Raw genomic sequence first — 20055 nt, 5'->3', positions numbered from 1 at the left:
CCTTAAAATGCTATACGAACACCTGCGCTTAATACCTTGGACTGAGGGTAGTACTGACCACTGCCAGTAGTAGCTTCAGGATCCCACACTTTGATCTTGTCGAACGTTGCAATGTTCAATCCATTTACATATAGTCTGAAATTCGTCATACCAATTTTCGATATCCACTCCGACGGGAAGTTATACCCCAGCTCGATATTCTTGATACGCAAATAGTTATTGCTCTTCAGGAAGTAGCTGTTAGTTGCAGCGGAATTGGTATAGTAACGGTTATTTCTGTTTGTAAGGCGCGGGTACTGGTCGGTAGGATTGTCGATTGTCCATCTGTGATCGAAATCATACTTCAGGTAGTTACCAATATCTCCTGACTCAGTAAGACCAACAAGTTGAAGACCGCCCATTGCTCCTTGCATCAGGATAGACAAATCAAAGCCTTTATAACCCAGGTTGACAGTTACACCGCCAGTGAACCAAGGACGGGCAACTTTGTCTGTTCTGATACGGTCATCTGCTGTGATTTTTCCGTCTGGTGTTCCATTAGGTCCGCCTACATCTTTGAACTTCATGTCTCCTGGACGAAGGTTACCGGTGATTGGCGAGTAGTCCAATTTATTGCCATCGATTTCAGACTGGCTTTTGAACACACCATCAAACTGATACACAAGAAACGAACCGTACGGCATACCAGTTGATCGTTGGTAAGACGGAGCCCCTGGAACTTCATCCCAGTATTTGATCTGGTTTTTGGCATAACCACCATTTACGCTTGCAGAGTACGTAAAGTCACCTGCATTACCATCGTAGCTTACTTTAAATTCCCACCCTTTGTTTTGTAGTTTACCTAGGTTTTGTGGGGGAAGTTTTCCGTCAATACCTGCTGTAGATGGCGTAGTACCTGTTTTTGGGATCAGGATATTAGAACGATTGTTTACGAAGTAATCAAATTCAAATGAAAGCCTGTCGTTCAGGAACGTACCTTCAATACCGAAGTTACTGTTGTTGGCAACCTCCCATGTGAAGTTTTTATTTGCCACACGTGATTCTGCCAATGTTTTTGCTACACCGTCATTGATCACAAAGCTACCAAAACCCATTGTTGAAAGATATTGGTATTCAGCAAGTGTTTCCGAACCAAGGAAGTACGGTTCAGCACCCATTTGCCCCCATGATCCACGCAATTTCACGTTGTCCATGAAATGGATGTTGTTTTTCCAGAAATCTTCCTCCGAAATACGCCATCCCGCAGATACCCCTGGAAAGAATCCAAAACGTCCTTCTTTTGGAAACACATAAGAACCATCTACGCGCCAAAGGAATTCAGCAAGATATTTTTCTTTAAAGTTGTATCCTGCACGTCCGAAATAACTTAAACGAGCCCTCTTGTACAGGTCACCATTACCCAAGTTTTGTTCAGCAGTTCCACCCGCAAAAAGCTGGTCGATAACAGGAGAGATGAAATAGCGACGAAATGCAAAAAAACCATCAGCCTCTACTTTTTCTTTCTGGATACCAGCCATCAAATTGAAGTTGTGCGAACCAATTGTTTTCTCGTAGGAAACCTGGCTGGTCAACTGAATTGACAATTCCTGGAAAGAAGCTTCGTTCAGACGCGGATCCTTGAAAGTAGAACGAACCGTCCCAGTGAGGAATGGACTTTTACCATCCGCCTCATAGGTCTTCTTGTCCCAGAAATAAAGTGTCCATGGAGTTTCCCAGTTTTTATTTCTTCTCATCTGCTTATCCAAAGCAGCCATCGCATTTACTTTCAGTCCTGGTACACCCGGAATCAAAATCTCTATACCTCCGTTGGTTTGGATATAGTCTCTTTTGTCGTTGTTATATCCCGTTTGGTTTGTGGTAATGATAGCAGGATTCTGACCGTTTTCAATATCCGGACCTGGACGTCCATCTGGCCAAATTGCGATCTCGGTTGGTTTTCCACGCATCAGCATACGGAAAATTGCACCAGCACTGTTACCACCACTTGGGAAATGACGGAATTCCTCACGAAGCGTTACCCCCAGATTGGCGGACACATATTTGTTGATCTTTGTATCAAGGTTGATACGCATATCATATTGCTTGTAACCAGTTGCAGAATTGACATAAATCCCGTCCTGATTGATATGGCCGATAGAAGCCAGGTATCTGATATTTTCACTTCCACCCGTCAACTGAAGATTATGGCGTTGCTGAGGTGCCCACTTTCTAAGCACCGAACCATACCAGTCCGTATTAGGATGAATTAAAGGATCCGATCCATCACCAAATTTCTTCATATCATCCGGATTGTATACCGCATTGATTGTGTTGCCATTATCCTGACGTTTGTATGATCCCGTGGTATTAAATGCAGTGAGTGCCGGGTCCCATTCGCCAACAGGCAGGTTGTCATAAATTTGCAACTCGTTACGGATCGTGGCGTACTCAGAAGCGTTCGACATTTTCGGAGTTCTGGTAGGTTGAGACATACCCAGGTTCATATCATATGAAATCTGTGGTTTGCCTGTTTTTCCTCGTTTCGTCGTGATCAGAATAACCCCGTTACCAGCACGTGATCCGTAAATTGCCGCTGCAGCATCTTTAAGAACTGATATACTTTCAATATCGGCCGGATTTATACGATCCAAACCTCCGGAGCGGTTAGGCACACCATCCACAACGATCAAGGCACTACTGTTACCAAGAGAGTTGGTACCACGAATACGGATAGCAGAACCATCATACCCTGGCTCTCCACTTGACTGCACAGCAGACACACCCGGTAAACGACCGCCCAACGTGTTAGAAAGGTTAGCAGCCGGTGCTTTTTGAAGCTCTGCACCTTTTACAGCTGTAACTGATCCTGTCAGAGTAGCTTTTTTAGCAGTACCGTAACCTACCACAACCACTTCTTCAAGTGCTTTAGTATCTACTTTCAGTACTGCATCTACAGTGGATTTGCTGCCAACTTGCACCTCATAGGTAAGATAACCAATGAAAGAAAAAACAAGGAAGCTATTTGATGAAGGTACACTCACAGTGTATTTTCCATCCATATCACTAACGGTTCCGGCCGTAGTACCCTTTACAACTACGCTCACACCTGGGAGGCCAGCGCCTTGCTCATCCTTCACAACTCCGTGAATGGTCGTCTGCGCAAAAGCGCTCGCCGTCAGGAGCATGGAAAGGACAAGACTGAAAACTATTCGCGTTTGGACGCGATTAGCCAATCGAGTAAAAATTGTCATAGAATAAATTTAGAGATTAAATTTTGTTAGCATTCTTGTACGAAACAACCGTTCTGCAACGGACAGAAGACGCACAAATGTGCAGCAGGCTTTTTCAAAAGGCTCTGCACGGGTGAGTTGGGAAGTTTAGCAGATCTTTTTTGTCATAAGTGGGCTACGTAAGTTAGGGATGAGTAATGGAATTTTCTCTAAAGTGTAATTATAACACATTTAAAATTTTAATCTTATTGATTAAAACCTATTAAGTACAAAGATGACCTTTCTACTTTATTGAAATGGCAAAAAACTATAATTTATTTATTAAAAATTCATATTCTTTTCAAAGATCAACTATTTATAAAAAAATAACAATAAGTAAGTTTTTTATATATATAGTGCAACTTCCAGTTACATAAACTTTAACATGCATTTAATAGTCAGGCTAACGGTTGTAACTATGTGTACACAAATATCCAAAAACGGTTACAATTGGCTTTAATAGCGTTTTAATAGCCGTATTAAAACGCAGAACTTCCTACTGAGAAACAAAAAAAAGGTGCCCATAGCCGGGCACCTTTAATAAAAATACTTAGTCAGATACTAGTTTTCGTATCCAGGATTTTGAGCTGTTTTAAGCATCTCGTTACGGTTAACTTCGTCACGACTAAATGGACGGAAGTACATTTTGTCGATCCAAGTCCGGTTTTCGTGAGATGTTTCAACTACAGGCGTATAAGTGTAGTCGTAAACAGTTGGATCGTAGTGATACGGTTCAGACATGGTTTTGCCGGGCTTGAACTTACCCAATACGTTGATGTACTGTAGAGAGCGTCCAAGCGTCTCTTTAGCGATCATCCAACGTCTTGCATCACTGTAACGTTGCTCTTCATATGCCATTTCAATTCTCTTTTCGTGACGATATGCATCTCTCAATGCGGTTCCACTTGCTTTAATAGCTGGCATACCTGCACGGAAGCGAATTTTGTTTAACCAAAGCAACGCATCCGCTTCGTTTCCAACCTCGATACTTGCTTCGATGAAATTAAAGACTGCCTCAGTGACACGGAAGAATGGCCATGGGATATTCTGACGGTCTGTGTTATCATAAAGCGTAGGATTTGGATCGATGAACTTACGCATGTAATAACCGGTACGGCTACCGTTCCAGTCTTCGATTGAGCTTGAGCGGGTATCCAAACCTTTACGGTTAAATAATTTCCCATCTCCATCAAGCAAATCGTAAGCACCAGTCTGTATTTGATTAGCGGGATCTTTTGCATCAGAAGGACGTGGTTTCCAAGGAGCACCATCATACATAACTGTTGCATAGAAACGCGGGTCACGATTTACATATGGACTTGCCTTGTGAACAGGGTTAGTCCAACTGAAAGAAGTACCATCCATCATTTCATAATCATCAACCAGCAAACCGATCGGTGTATTTCCAGCCCAGTTGTGGTATCCGTTCGGACCGTTGTTCAGACCTGTCTGACGAGCGCCTTCGCTCAAACTTGCAGTAAAATAACGACCAAAGATAATCTCGCTCGCACCTCCTGCATCGATGGACTTATCCGTACTTGCACCACCCATTGACATTGCAATGTAGTTAGCTGTTCCTTCGGCAGGAGTCGCCTGAGCAGTCAGATTCAATTTGTAACCACCGTTACTTTGATCTATCACCGCTTTGGCTGCAACACGCGCTGCTTCCCAACGTGCCTTCCTGTCTCCAGATAAGTACCCAAGAAATTCAGGGTGACCATATGCTGCAAGCAATGCAGACTTAGCTTTTGCAGTTGGTACGTCGTGTAAGTCACTCGCTGCGTAAAGCAAAACTCTGGATTTTAGTGCAAGAGCAGCCAGTTTGCTGGCACGTCCTTTTGTTTCAGCTTTGCCATCAAGCAAGAGGGCAGCACTGTCGCAGTCACTAACGATCTGGTTAACGCACTCCTCGTAAGTATTACGTGGTACCGAGTAGTCCTCGTTCAAAGCATATACTTTTTTGATAATAGGTACTCCACCATAATATCTCACCAACTGCTGGTAGTAATATGCTCTCAAAAAGTAAGCTTCTCCTCTCAGACGTGACTTCAGGGTTTCGTCTGTGAAAGTTGCCGTCGGCAGGTTTGTCAAAGCCAGGTTAGTAGCCCTGATTCTGGTGTACATCGGACTCCAGCCATAAGTATCATCTACCCAACCAAGGTTTGATGGACTCAAACTCCCTTCATTTACAGTATTGATGTTCCGGCCTGTGTGAGTAAATACGGCCTCATCAGTAAGAGATGCCAGCATTTGCTCGCTGAAACCTCCTTGCTGTAAACCCGCATATATACCAGTGACAAACGCTTCAGATAGCGGGCCATCGCCCCATACTGCATCTGCCGGGATTTCGCTTGGCGGAGTTACGTCGAGAAAGTCTGTATCGCAGGAAGAAATGGCTCCTGCCAACATCGCTAAAACAACTAGATTCTTTATATTGAATTTCATAATTTCTTCTTAGTTAAAATGACACACGAACACCCGCGTTAATAATCTTCGATTGCGGGTAGTACTGACCGCTTGTGCTGGTGGATTCCGGATCCCAAACTTTGATTTTGCTGAAAGTTGCAAGGTTCAATGCATTTACATACACACGGAAGCTTCCGAATCCAACTTTCGATCCAAACTCAGCAGGCAGGTTATATCCTAGCTCGATGTTCTTAAGGCGTAGGTAATCGTTGTTTTTCAGGAAGTAGCTGTTGAATCCTGCTGTTCCAGTGTTAGTATAGTAGGCATTGTTACGGTTCGTCAGACGAGGATACACGCTTGATTCGTTCTCGATAGTCCAACGGTGATCGTAGTCATATTTGAGGTAGTTACCAATATCACCCGATTCTGTTAAACCTACTAATTGCAAACCACCCAAAGCACCTTGGAACAATACGGACAAATCAAACGACTTGTAACCCAGATTGATCGAAGCACCTCCTGTAAACCATGGTCTTTGAACTTTATCACTTCTGATACGGTCATCACCATTGATTTTTCCATCTGGTTGTTCGTTTGCTCCACCGCCAATGTCCTTGAACTTCATATCACCCGGACGAAGTGTTCCGGTAATTCCTGAGTAGTCCAGTGTATTAGCATCGATTTCCGCCTGGTTTTTGAAAACACCGTCATATTCATACAAAAGATATGCTCCATATGGTTTGCCAGTTGTTCTTTGGTAAGATGGCGCACCAGGAACTTCATCCCAGTATTTGATTTTGTTTTTCGCATATCCACCGTTCACGCTTACAGAGTAAGTGAAATCGCCTATGTTGTTGTCGTAGCTAACTTTAAATTCCCATCCCTTGTTCTGTAGTTTACCCAAGTTTTGAGGTGGAAGTTTTCCGTCCATACCAGCCGAAGAAGGCGTAGTACCCGTCTTAGGAATCAGGATGTTCGAACGGTTGTTCACAAAGTAGTCAAACTCGAAAGAAAGTTTGTCGTTAAGGAATGTACCTTCAATACCAAAATTGCTGTTATTGGCAACCTCCCAAGTAAAGCTTTGGTTAGCAACACGAGTTTCTGACAAAGTTTTTGCAACCTGATCATTGATTACGTAGCTGCCAAAGCCCATGGTAGACAAGTATTGGTATTCCGCCAAGTTCTCAGTTCCAAGGAAATAAGGCTCAGCACCCATTTGACCCCACGATCCACGAATCTTAACATTGTTCATGAAATGCACGTTGTTTTTCCAGAAATCCTCCTCTGATATACGCCATCCGGCAGATACCCCAGGGAAGAATCCGAAACGCCCTTGTTTAGGGAATACATAGGAACCATCCACACGCCAAAGGAATTCAGCAAGATATTTTTCTTTAAAGTTGTATCCCGCACGACCATAGTAGCTCAAACGAGCTCTTCTGTAAAGATCGAAGTTGTCAATATTCTGCTCAGCGTTACCACCTGCAAAAAGTTGATCAACCACAGGAGAAATGAAGTAACGACGATATGCATAAAATCCGTCAGCATCCACATTTTCTCTCTGAACACCACCCATTACGTTGAAACTGTGGCCTCCGACGGTTTTTTCATATGACACCTGTCCTGTAAGCAAAACTGATAGCTCCTGAGAAGCACTTTCTGTAAGACGAGGATCACTGAAGGTAGATCTAACAGTTCCGGTCAAGTAGGGAGATACTCCATCTGCTTCGTAAGTTTTCTTGTCCCAGAAATACAAAGTCCAAGGTTTCGCCCATGATTTCTGACGACGCATCATTTTATCGATCGCAGCAGTACCAGTTACTTTGAGTCCTGTTACACCAGGAATAAGTATCTCAATAGTACCGTTAGTCTGCACGTAGTCTCTCTTGTCATTGTTGTAACCAGTTTGGTTGGTTGTAATAACGGCAGGATTTTGACCATTTTCAATATCCGGACCAGGACGACCGTCTGGCCAGATAGCGATTTCAGTTGGTTTTCCACGCATCAACATACGGAAGATATCTCCCGCTCCACCACCATTCGGGAAGTGACGGAATTCTTCACGCATCGAAACGCCCAAATTAGCGCTTACATATTTGTTGATTTTCGTATCCAGATTTACGCGCATGTTATATTGCTTGTAACCTGTTGCCGAGTTTACGTAGTTACCATCCTGATTAAGGTATCCAAGCGAAGCCAAATATTTAATATTTTCGCTGCCACCTGTCAGCTGAACATTATGACGCTGCTGTGGAGACCAGTTACGAATTACGGCTCCATACCAGTCAGTATTTGGGTGAAGCAATGGATCTGATCCGTCAGCAAACTTCTTCATGTCGTCTGGCGTGTAGATCGCATTGATAACGCCTCCGTCATTTTTAGTATATACACCAGCACTGTTGAATGCCTGATTAGCAGCACCCCACTCGCCAACGTTCAAATTGTCATAAATCTGCAATTCGTTACGAATCGTTGCATACTCAGATGAATTAGACATTTTTGGCACGAACGTTGGGCGGCCCATACCTATATTGAAGTCATAAGACAATTTTGGTTTGCCTGATTTACCTCTTTTGGTAGTGATCAAAATTACCCCGTTACCAGCACGTGATCCGTAAATGGCCGCAGCCGCATCTTTCAATACAGAAATACTTTCGATATCAGCAGGATTGATACGATCCAAACCACCCGAACGGTTAGGAACACCATCCACAACGATTAGCGCATTGCTGTTACCCAAAGAGTTAGTACCACGGATACGGATTGCTGAGCCGTCATAACCTGGTTCACCACTTGCCTGAACAGTAGAGATACCCGGAAGACGACCACCAAGCGTATTGGAAAGGTTAGCAGCAGGCGCTTTTTCAAGTTCTGTTCCTTTTACAGCCGTTACTGCTCCTGTTAATGTAGCCTTCTTTGCAGTACCATAACCAACAACAACCACTTCGCTCAGCGCTTTCACGTCTGAAGCCAAAACGATATCAATTGTAGTCTTGTTGGAGATAGCAAGTTCCTGGGTAACATACCCAATGAACGAGAATATGAGTGTTCCGTTGGCCGGTGCATTGAGCGTGTAAGCTCCATCAATGTCGGTAACAGTACCGGAAGTCGTTCCTTTTAAAACGACACTTACGCCCGGTAATCCAGCACCCTGCTGGTCCTTAACATGACCTTTTATCGCGTCCTGAGCCATTACCGCTGCCATAGAAGCGACAAGCAGTAAAAGGGTGAACAGGCAGCGCGACAAATTGCCACGACTCTTAAAAATAAAATTGTTCATAAGTTGATAATAAATTAATAGATAGAAATATGGTTCTAAGACTAAAAAACCGTTCGAAAACGGACCGTAGAGCAACCATTTTTGTGAGATCGGGCGTTTCTAACGCCGGATCGGATTTGTGATTTTACTTCTCGAAGGGGTAATCTACATGAACTGAATTTTAGGTGGATAATAAAACTGGATACAAGGCTTTGGATGGAGCTAAAACGTATAATTACCTCCGGTCACATGACCTGGTAGCTCTTTCCATAAGACGTAATACCTCATTTATACTTGGTTAAATAGGATTAAAAAATGCCTTTTTTTAAAGATTTGACCATATTCTTTAATTAAAAATAAAAAATATTAGAAAAGTAAAATAATTGTGTCGATTACACACTAAGCTCCAGCTTAGCTGGAATATGTTCTTGATAAGAAAATATGGTAATCAGAGATGTCTTAGCCAACCAGGTACAGATATCCGGCGGTAAATGGGATACCTGGTGCTAAGGCGTCATGTGTCACCCGAGCACGGATTCAGCGAGTGGATTCTGTCGGCGGACCCACGCTTTTGATATCGGTAGCGGGATGCGGGAAAGATTAAAAAAATTTCCGGGCGCTGTGAGAGCGCCCGGCATAGCAGCATTTTCTTTAATTAAACTTTTGAACATTAAGAGTTAATTTAAAAAAAATATAACGGGTTTAGGAATAGACTCTAAGACAAATGGTACTATCCAAAGGACAAGTAGTTTTATCTTGATTCAGTGTTGCAAATAACCTGATTAAAACGTTGTTAAAGTTGCCAAAACATACATATTTGTTGTCAAAAAGTACATTTCCCCACGTTTTCTGGCGTTATACCTATGACCTGTAACAGAAAATAAAGGAATAGTCCAGCATAAAGCGTAAATCTTGAGATTTCGGATGTGACCATTGTCACCCGCTATTTTTGCTAACCGACCATTTCTTTTTTATATCTTCACGGTATATTATCCTATTCTCAATCCGTTTAAGTTTCATGAGATTTTCGCTTTTAGTAATCGTTGCATCTGCATTTATAATAAGTTGTAAGAAATCGGCAACTCCTGAAGAATATAATATGAAAGCTTCCGATCCGGAGCTTTTTCACCAAACCAGTACGCAGCTTACGGATGTCATCATTCATGATATATTCAAACCGCCCGTTGCCAGCAGGATTTACGCATATTCGTTCCTGGCCGCTTACGAGGCGTTGGCTCCTGGTTCACCGGAATACCAGTCACTGGGAGGACAACTCGTGAAATTCCAAAAACCGCCACAGCCAACACCGGGAGTAGCTTATTGCTTTCCGCTTGCGAGTATAAAAGCGTTTACTGTTGTTGCGAGAACCCTTACGTTTTCAGGCGACATGTGGGATAAATACGAGCCGGGCCTTTTTAAGAAATACAGGGAAATGGGGATCCCGGACGAAGTATATGACCGTTCCATCGCTTATGGCGATTCCGTTGCGAAGCATATTATGAAATATGCCGGGAAGGATAATTATAAAGAAATCAGAGGATATCGTTACACAGTCACCAACGAACCCGGCACCTGGGTACCTACTCCCCCTGCCTACGCCGATGCCTGCGAACCCAAATGGAATACCGTGCGTACGTTTGTTCTGGATTCTGTTACTCAATTCCGCTGTCCGCCACCAGCCAAATATGACCTGAGCAAAGACAGCCCGTTCATGAAGTTGACTATGGAGGTGTATAACATCGGGAAGAATCTCTCCAAGGAACAGGAAGCAACGGCATATTTTTGGGACGACAACCCATTTGTGACCAACGTGGTAGGTCATGCTATGTTTGCCAATAAAAAAATGACACCTCCAGGACACTGGCTGGCGATCGTCAGTATTGTTTCAAAAGACAAAAAGCTGGATCTCATGCATACGACGGAGGCATATACGTTGAGCGCGCTTGCTCTTTACGACGGTTTTGTTTCTTGTTGGGAAGAGAAATACCGTTCCGTACGAATCCGTCCGGAAACTGTCATTAACAATGGTTGGGACCCTTCCTGGAGGCCGTTTCTGGAAACCCCGGCATTCCCTGAATATGTGAGTGGTCATAGTACCATTTCAGCCGCCTGCGGAGTCGTCCTTTCCAAATTGATAGGAGACAATGTTGCTTTTACCGATACGACTGAGAAAAAATACGGTCACGGAGTAAAATCCTTCAAGTCTTTCAAAGATGCATACTGGGATGCGTCGATTAGCCGTGTATATGGCGGAATCCACTATCGTGACGGAGTGGAAGAAGGCACCCATTTGGGCGAGAAAGTTGGCCAGTATGTGCTTCAAAAAATTTCAACACGTAAACAAGCTGTGAGCGCACGTTAAGGAGGATACAGACAAAAAAGAGAAAGGTGGCCAATTACGGTCACCTTTCTTTTTTAACACAGTACTTTTTGATTCAGAACCTAAATTCAAAATCAGTTTTCATGGCAAATCGATTTTCCGCTTTAAATATCCGATCAACTCCCTTCTAACGGATGAGGCTCATCTAAAAAAAACTCGTACAGTATCTCATATTCACTTCTCGGGGGTATAAAACAGGATGCAGTATGAAACAGGGACCGTTAGTGCGTGTTATCCTGCGATGGAAGGTTAAAGACTTGTAGAGTTTGACAAAAATCGAATTAAGTGGTGGTTAACAAATAATCATTTTAATAAACTTTCGCAATATAGATATATTTCTATGACAAAAATCCACCTTATTATTGTACGCAAATAATTAATCAATAAACTACTACTACGTAAACTTTCGCTAAGATATACATAAACTACTAAATATCAACACCTTATCTCATTAAAAGTCAATTAGCCTTTAAAATTTTGTCTTGAAATTAAATGGAGAACATTTTCGGTCTCCCTAATTAATTTAACTGCATCATTGCTAGTGCAGAAAATCTTCTTCAAATAACCTCTGCCGACGTTATCTGAAATTTCAATGGGATGTATTTCAAGCAAATCTTTTTGGAGAACCAAATACACCTATACATCGAGGAATGGGAATGGGGTGCCGATTCAGTCAGGATAATGGTTCTTTCTTGGACCCATATAAAAAAAGCTGTCCTTTCGAGACAGCTTTTCGCAATGGGTTTGGTATATCTTAGTTTTTCAAAGCTTCGGCTCCACCAACAATCTCGAGGATTTCGGTAGTAATAGCTGCCTGACGGGTTCTGTTGTAAACCAACTTCAACGCTTTCAAAAGCTCCTGAGCATTTTCAGTTGCTTTATCCATTGCGGTCATCCTTGCTCCTTGTTCGGAAGCGTTAGATTCAAGCACAGCCCGATAAAGCTGAATTTTCAGAGATTTCGGAATCAACTCTTTAAGAATTTCTTCTTCAGTTGGTTCGAAAATGTAATTGACTTCTGTTTTCTTTCCTTTCTTAGAAAAATCTTCAGAAGCAATCGGCAGATACTGATCGGTATGCATGATCTGGGTGGCCACGTTTTTAAACTCGTTAAAAACAAGATCCACCGCATCGTAGCGTCCCTCCGAGAACTGTTTCATGATCTCTTCTGCCGCACTTTTCACTGTTACAAAACTCAATCTTGTGAATGTATCAGTATATGCAGTATTCACTTTGAATCCGCGACGAGTGAACATTTCTGCACCCTTCTTGCCAATCGCAAATATTTCAACATTGCCTTTTGCCGCTTGCTGTGCATATTTGGTCTGGATCAATTGCAAAGTCGCCTTAATCACATTTGTGTTGAAAGCACCACACAATCCACGGTCCGAAGTAACTACAACAACTAAAACTTTCTCAATAGCTCTTACCGCCTTCAACGGACTATCTGAAGAATTTTCAGAACCCGCCGACACAGTCGCCAGCATTTCGTTTAGCTTCTGAGCATAAGGACGCATCTGCATGATGTTATCCTGAGCTCTGCGCAACTTCGCCGCCGCCACCATTTTCATGGCTTTGGTAATCTGCTGTGTCGAGTTAACCGATACGATACGGCCACGTACTTCTTTTAAGCTTGCCATTTTTGGTAAGTTAAAAGTTATACGTTACCCACAAATTCAAGGCTTGAACCTTGCAGATAACGTATAACACTATTAAATATCCTTAGTATTTAGCTGCAACTTCTCTCGCTACTCTTTCAACAACGTCTGTTACGCTGCTGTCAAGTTTCCCAGCACGTAGTCCTGCCAAAGCATCGCTATATTGAGTGCTCAGAACGTTCAAGAAATCCTTTTCGAATTCCTTCACGCGAGTCAGGTCCACTTTATCCAAAAGACCTTTTGTAGAAGCATATACAATTGCAACTTGTTGCTCAACGGCAACCGGCGCATACTGTGGTTGCTTCAAAACTTCCTGGTTGCGACGACCGCGGTCAATCGCCAGCTTGGTAGCAGCATCCAAATCCGAACCGAACTTAGCAAATGCTTCCAGTTCACGGAATTGAGCCTGATCAAGTTTAAGTGTACCAGAAACTTTCTTCATGGATTTGATCTGAGCATTACCTCCCACACGGGATACTGAGATACCCACGTTGATAGCAGGACGAATACCAGAGTTAAACAAGTTGGATTCAAGGAATATCTGCCCGTCAGTAATTGAAATTACGTTGGTTGGGATATAAGCTGAAACGTCACCTGCCTGAGTTTCAATGATTGGAAGTGCAGTCAAAGAACCGCCTCCTTTTACTTTATCTTTCAATGATGGCGGAAGGTCATTCATTGTTTTTGCGATACCATCATCAGCAATGATTTTCGCTGCACGCTCCAAAAGACGGCTATGCAGATAGAAAACGTCACCTGGATATGCTTCACGACCCGGAGGACGGCGAAGAAGAAGTGATACTTCACGATAAGCAACGGCTTGCTTTGAAAGGTCATCGTAGATAACCAAAGCAGGACGGCCAGTATCGCGGAAATATTCTCCGATCGCTGCACCTGTGAACGGCGCATAGAATTGCATTGGTGAAGGATCAGAAGCACCGGCTGCCACGATTACCGTGTAGTCCATTGCTCCATAGCGACGAAGTGTACCTTCGATACCTTTAATAGTTGAGGCTTTCTGACCGCAAGCTACGTAGATACAGAAAACAGGTTCGCCTTTATCATAATACTCCTTCTGGCTGATAATGGTATCGATAGCCACAGCAGTTTTACCTGTCTGGCGGTCACCAATGATCAACTCACGTTGTCCGCGTCCGATTGGAATCATCGCATCGATCGCCTTGATACCCGTTTGAAGAGGCTCAGTTACAGGCTGACGATAGATTACACCGGGTGCTTTACGTTCCAGAGGCATCTCAAAAAGCTCTCCTTGAATGGGGCCGTTACCGTCGACTGGTTCAGCCAGGGTATTGACAACACGGCCAATAATTCCCTCTCCAACTTTTACAGACGCGATCTCTTTCGATCGCTTTACTGTCGCTCCCTCTTTGATTCCGCTTGAATCACCAAGCAAAACGGCGCCCACATTGTCCTCTTCAAGGTTTAAGGCTAGCGCTTTAAGGCCATTTTCAAATACAAGCAACTCTCCTGCCTGAACTTGAGAAAGTCCGTAAATACGGGCTACACCATCACCGATCTGAAGGACTGTTCCTACTTCTTCGAGTTCTGCCTCAGATTTAGCGCCTGCAAGTTGTTCGCGCAGGATGGCCGAAACTTCGTCCGGTCTAACAGATACCATAGTATAATTGACTAATTTAGAGTATAGTAGTAAGATTTTGAAATCAGCCGCAAAGGTAGGGTATTATTTTTTAAAATAAATAGCATTTAAAGAAAAACTGGGATTTAAAAATAAGACTTTTCCCAGTTTACCGTTTATGCCATTTTTTCATACCGAACTGACTTGCGGTAATGCCCTGAAAAAGGTTTTAAAAACTTTTTTAGGTAGTAATTATGTTTTTGCTGTAATTGAATTCGTTTATTAAAACCACAATATCAAACATATTTACCGCTTATTTCAAATAAGAATGTTCAAATCCAAAAAATTAGCTTTTACTGCCCTGACAATCGTTTCTCTGGCAGCTTCTCAAAGTTTCGCACAAACCGCAAAAAAGACTCCTTCGACTTCAAGTGCAGTAAAAAAAACAGCCACAGCGGCTCCTAAAGCGGCTCCAGCTCCAATCATATTAAAAACCCAAGGCGATTCACTGTCTGCAGCAATCGGCGTAAGTTTTTCAAATTCTCTTACTTCTCAAGGCATCGAAGGATTGAACACTGATATACTTACTAAAACGGTAAGCCAGGTTCTGAACGGCAAACCGGCCGCTTTTGGCGCGGAAGAAGCCAACAAATTCATATCTGAGTATTTCAGAAAAATTCAGGAAGAAAAAGGGTCTGCTGTGAGAATTCAGGGTGAAAAGTTTTTGGAAGAAAACAAGAAAAAAGATAGTGTGATAACCACTGCGAGTGGATTAGAGTATAAAGTACTCAAAATGGGCACCGGCCCGATGCCGACTGCGACCGACAAAGTGAAAACCCATTACCACGGAACTTTGATCGATGGTACGGTTTTTGATAGTTCGGTTCAAAGAGGTGAACCTGTCGAATTTCCTGTGAATGGGGTAATTAAAGGCTGGACAGAAGCTCTTCAGTTAATGCCGGTAGGATCGAAATTCAGATTGTTTATCCCTTACGATCTGGCCTACGGAGAGCGAGCTGCAGGACCTCAGATTCCTGCATATTCAGCTTTGGTCTTCGATGTTGAGTTACTGGAAATTGTTAAATAATCTTAAAATCGCTGATATCCGAGAAGTTATCGAAAGGTACTGAATCAATTGTACCTTTTAATTTGTTGACATTGCATTGCCGCTTAAAAGATTCTCAAGTTGTGATTAATATTCGTCATCAGTTTGGTAAGTACCTCTCATTCTATTACTACGCCCAGCTGCCTTTAAATTAAATATATTCAGATGAAAAAGTATTTGATTACACTCATTCCGGTTGTGCTGCTAGGCTGGCAACGTGGTCCTATTCAGGAAAACAGGGTATTGATGCCGTCTGATCCCAGCACGTCTCTCGATGAAGATATCAAGCCGACGGTGGCTCAGTATAAGGCAGAAGAACTTACCACGCGTATTCTTTCTAATTATCACTACCGGAAAATACCGCTGAACGATTCGCTTTCATCAGCCATATTCGACCGCTTTATTGACGGTATAGACCACAGCCATTTGTATTATCTGGCTTCGGATCTCGCCGATTTCGAAAAGTATCGTAATTCGTTTGATGATTTTCTTTTGAAACGGGAGCTTGATCCTCCTTTCGCGATGTACAATGTATTTCGGAAAAGGTATAAGGAAAGAAGCGAATATATTCAGGCACTTCTTTCTGAAAAAGCTCCATTCGATTTCTCCAAAGACGAGTCGATCAACACGGATCGCGATAAAGCACCCTGGGCAAAGAGCGTAGATGAGCTGAACGACACCTGGAGGAAATATCTGAAGAGTGAAGCATTGGATCTCAAACTTTCCGGAAAAGCTGACACTGCGGTGATCACAACTTTGAGAGATAGATACAAAAACCGCGATCGCGCTTTGAGCAGAATCAGAACAGAGCAGGTGTTCCAGATGTTTATGAATGCATATGCCGAGTCGCTTGATCCGCATACGAACTATATGGCACCGACGTCCGCTGATCGTTTCAAACAGGAAATGAGCCAGTCGTTGGAAGGTATCGGTGCGTTACTTCGTGAAGAAGACAATTACATTAAAATTGTTGAAGTAATACCGGGAGGCCCTGCATTCAAAGGAAAACAACTGAAGAAAGAAGATAAGATTCTGGCGGTTGCTCAGGGCGATGAAGGTAATATGGTCGATATCGTAGGCTGGTTTGTAGATGATGCGGTGAAGTTGATCAAAGGTCCAAAAGGAACCGTTGTCCGACTCCAGATTCAATCGGCAGATGCGCTTGCGGGAACTCCTCCAAAAGAATATCGTCTGGTTCGTGAGAAAATTAAGCTGGAAGAACAAAGAGCAAAAAGTGAAGTTGTTTCGATCAGTTCCGGCACCAAGAATTACAATATAGGCGTAATTGATATCCCTCTTTTCTATCGTGACTTTGAAGGGGCGCAACAAAAAGAAAAGGAGTTTTCAAGTACCACGCGTGACGTGCAAAAGCTGATTACAGAGTTGCAGGCGAAAAACGTGGACGGTATTGTGATAGACCTGAGAAACAATGGCGGGGGATCTTTGACAGAAGCTGTTTCGCTGACAGGTTTGTTTATCAATCGTGGTCCGGTGGTTCAAGTGAAAGAAAGTCAGGGAGAGATTGAGGTACAATCGGATAACGATGCGAATGTCGCTTATAATGGCCCAATGGCTGTCATGGTGAACCGTTTCAGTGCGTCTGCATCAGAAATCTTCGCCGCTGCTATTCAGGATTATAAAAGAGGGCTTATTGTAGGAGAACAAACGTACGGGAAAGGTACAGTACAGACGCTGATCAGCCTGAATCAGTGGGTTCCAAAAGAAACCGACAACCTTGGGGAGGTGAAACTGACCGTTGCGAAATTCTATCGTATCAACGGGAGCAGCACGCAAATGAAAGGTGTTTCTCCTGACCTGGATCTTCCGACGGCCTTCAAACAAGATGAGTATGGAGAGTCATCTCAACCTAGTGCAATGCCGTGGGATCAAATTCCTGCGTCGCGATATGAGTCGACGAACATGATCAATGAAAAACTATTGACTCAGGTTCAGGACAAACATAAGCAACGTTTAAATAATGATGCAGATCTGAAAGCGCTATCAAAGGCGCTGGATGATTTCAAGAAGGCTAGGGAAAACAAAATTGTTTCTCTTCAGGAAAGCAAACGCAAAGTGGAACGTGACGAAGCCGAGAAGAAACGTTTGGCAATGAAGCAACTGGGCGAAGACTCGGACGACGAAGAAGAGGACGATGTTCTGGATGGCAAATCCGCCGAAGCTCCAAAAGAAGCCAAGAAGAAAAAGGATATATATCTTACCGAAACGGGTCGTATCCTGGTCGATCTGATTCAGATTTCGAAAGAGCCAAGCTTGGCTGGAACGAAGAAGAAGACTCCGTAAGAAAGTCACCTTTTGAAAAAGAATCAAAGCAAAAGAGCTAATCCTGACCGGTTAGCTCTTTTGCTTTTATATCAATTAAAAAATCTATTTTCTGGTGAATTTGAGCTGATAACTAGTTTCAGAATCTATAGCGGTGAAATTGTTTTTGTCAACCTGAATGATATCATAAACCATTTTTTGAGGTATAAACAACAGTAGTTGCTTATTACTGGCTACGTACGACCACAAACTCTCAGGTCTGTTCAATACTATCGCTCCCTCTATACCTCCGCTGACTTCTCCATTGCTTGACGGTTGTAACCAGGGCGAGGTCAAATTCAACTTGCCTCCCTTTTTGAAGGAATATACCATCTCTCCGCCAACAGAGGGAAGCTGACTACCTGTAGCAACCAGAATGCGCCCCGAATTGGCTGTCCATTCACCAACGAAATATGCATCATCGTTTTTTACTTCATCGCTTTTATCCGAGCATCCTTCGAGGGTGAAAATAAGTATTGTCAGAAATATTGGAACAAATTTTCTCACGATTGTTAGGGAGTAGTGCAACGATAGGACAATTTAATATAAAATATTTTGACCAGAATTAACGCACCAAAATATTTACAATGAGTTACTTATCGGTTGCAATTTGTCAGCAACAACCTCAACGATTATTCCCAACCTCCACCTAAAGAGTGGTAAAGGTCAATAGTGGCCAAAAACTGCTGCTTTTGAATATTAGCCAATGCCAGCTCCGCCTCAAGCACGCTCTTTTGCGCCATAATGATCTCGAGATAGGTAGCGGCACCGCCCAAAAACAGATCCTGCGAAGCGGCCACGGCTTGTTGTAAAACCTCTACTTCATTCTTTTTAAAATCACTGATTATCTGATTGTTGCCGATCCGTTTGAGACTTGTACTTACTTCCTGAAAGCCTGTCAAAACAGCTTTGTTGTATGCGAATAACGCCTCCATGCTAGCAGCTTCAGCCCGCTTCTGATCTGCTTTTAAAGCCTTTCTGTTGATCAAAGGAGCTGTCAGCCCACCCATCGCTCCATATGCCAGCGAGCCGGATGAGAAAAGCAGACTTCCTCTGAAAGCGTTAAATCCTAAGAGAGCCGTTATATTTAAAGAAGGCAAAAATGCCAGTTGCGCCGCTTGCTGATCCGAGTAATTCGCCGCCAATTCCAACTGCGCTTGCTGGATATCCGGTCTCCGTCTCAACATTTGAGCTGGAACCCCGGCATTCAATTCACCGGGTAATATTTGGTCAATGCTGGTACTCCTCGTAATATGCTGTGGAAAACGACCTATGAGCGCATTCAGGCTATTTTCAGTTTCAATGATTCGCTGCAAAATTTCAACTTCCAATCCTCTGGTATTCAGCAGCTGGGCTGTGAACTGACGGACGCCAAGTTCATTCGCTCTCCCACCCTCCTTCTGAATCGTTATGGTTGTGACTGCCGATTCCTGTAAACGTATGTTTTTTCGAATGATATCCAGTTCGGTATCCAGATATACCAGATCATAATACATACTCGCAACCTGGCCAACAAGCGACGTCATAATGGCCAGTCGTGCTTTCTCAGTGGCGAGAAACCTTTCATATGCCGCCTTCTTCTTGCTCTTCAACTTGCCCCATATATCCACTTCCCATGCACTTCGGAAGCCTACATAGTAATCCGGCATAAAGGGAGCAGGCAATTTGCGGTCAGGATCAAGGTTATCAGAGAAATTGGTATCATAATTTCCAACCCCGTCCATTGTATAATCTCCAAATTTTCTTCCACCACCGGATACATCGCCAGTCACAACCGGAAGCATCGCACCTTTACTTAACATGATATTTGTCTTGGCCATTTCAATACGTTGCATGGCCATTTTTAGATCCAGATTATTTTGCAAAGCGGTATCAATTAATGCAGTCAGTTTTTTATCTGTAAAAAAAACTTTCCACGACTGGCTGCCTACGCCTACAGAATCACTTTGATCAGCGAAAGTCGCCGGCGTTGATATGGATGGCGTCCTTTCCACCGGTTTCAATAAATTACAACTGCTTTGTGTAAAAATTAGGGCTCCTATCAATAGAACCAATTTATAATTTCTTGTTTTCATTAACCTCGA

At 43.1% G+C, this 20055-nt stretch carries 10 protein-coding genes; 3 read left to right on the top strand and 7 right to left on the bottom strand.

What is annotated here, in order from left to right:
* Positions 1-2 precede the first annotated feature (2 nt).
* The 3 genes from AC1XUD_RS21805 to AC1XUD_RS21795 form a co-directional block, all read right to left on the bottom strand.
* Complete coding sequence (locus AC1XUD_RS21805) at positions 3-3164, bottom strand: SusC/RagA family TonB-linked outer membrane protein (protein ID WP_483363148.1); 3162 nt, start codon at positions 3162-3164, stop codon at positions 3-5.
* Positions 3165-3809: 645 nt separating this feature from the next.
* Positions 3810-5693: a RagB/SusD family nutrient uptake outer membrane protein gene (locus tag AC1XUD_RS21800; protein WP_483363140.1), complete on the bottom strand. Its 1884-nt coding sequence runs from the start codon at positions 5691-5693 to the stop codon at positions 3810-3812.
* A gap of 13 nt (positions 5694-5706) precedes the next feature.
* Positions 5707-8859 carry a SusC/RagA family TonB-linked outer membrane protein gene (locus tag AC1XUD_RS21795; protein WP_483363147.1) on the bottom strand — a complete coding sequence of 1051 codons (3153 nt, stop codon included), beginning with the start codon at positions 8857-8859 and terminating at the stop codon, positions 5707-5709.
* 1072 nt (positions 8860-9931) lie between these two features.
* On the opposite strand from AC1XUD_RS21795, the gene AC1XUD_RS21790 reads away from it, so the two are divergent.
* Complete coding sequence (locus AC1XUD_RS21790) at positions 9932-11275, top strand: vanadium-dependent haloperoxidase (RefSeq protein WP_483363139.1); 1344 nt, start codon at positions 9932-9934, stop codon at positions 11273-11275.
* 772 nt (positions 11276-12047) lie between these two features.
* On the opposite strand, the gene atpG is transcribed toward AC1XUD_RS21790, so the two are convergent.
* Both atpG and atpA read right to left on the bottom strand, forming a co-directional pair.
* Positions 12048-12932 carry an ATP synthase F1 subunit gamma gene (atpG, locus tag AC1XUD_RS21785; protein ID WP_483363138.1) on the bottom strand — a complete coding sequence of 295 codons (885 nt, stop codon included), beginning with the start codon at positions 12930-12932 and terminating at the stop codon, positions 12048-12050.
* Between the two features lie 82 nt (positions 12933-13014).
* Positions 13015-14589: a F0F1 ATP synthase subunit alpha gene (atpA, locus tag AC1XUD_RS21780; RefSeq protein WP_483363137.1), complete on the bottom strand. Its 1575-nt coding sequence runs from the start codon at positions 14587-14589 to the stop codon at positions 13015-13017.
* A 286-nt stretch (positions 14590-14875) separates the two neighbouring features.
* Here atpA and bamJ point away from each other — a divergent pair, with 286 nt between their 5' ends.
* On the top strand, positions 14876-15634 hold the full coding sequence (bamJ, locus tag AC1XUD_RS21775; protein ID WP_483363136.1) for a BamJ family beta-barrel-assembly machinery protein: 759 nt from the start codon (positions 14876-14878) through the stop codon (positions 15632-15634).
* A gap of 183 nt (positions 15635-15817) precedes the next feature.
* Positions 15818-17953 (top strand): carboxy terminal-processing peptidase, encoded by a 2136-nt coding sequence (locus tag AC1XUD_RS21770; protein ID WP_483363135.1) that lies wholly within the window; start codon positions 15818-15820, stop codon positions 17951-17953.
* Between the two features lie 84 nt (positions 17954-18037).
* On the opposite strand, the gene AC1XUD_RS21765 is transcribed toward AC1XUD_RS21770, so the two are convergent.
* A complete protein-coding gene (locus tag AC1XUD_RS21765) occupies positions 18038-18478 on the bottom strand; it encodes a hypothetical protein (protein WP_483363134.1) in 441 nt (146 codons plus the stop codon).
* A gap of 125 nt (positions 18479-18603) precedes the next feature.
* Entirely contained in the window at positions 18604-20046 is a 1443-nt protein-coding gene (locus tag AC1XUD_RS21760; protein WP_483363133.1) for a TolC family protein, read from the bottom strand.
* Between the last annotated feature and the right edge of the window lie 9 nt (positions 20047-20055).

The organism is Dyadobacter sp. HNCC25DJ184, assembly GCF_056895215.1.
This window is presented reverse-complemented; position numbering and strand designations above follow the sequence as displayed.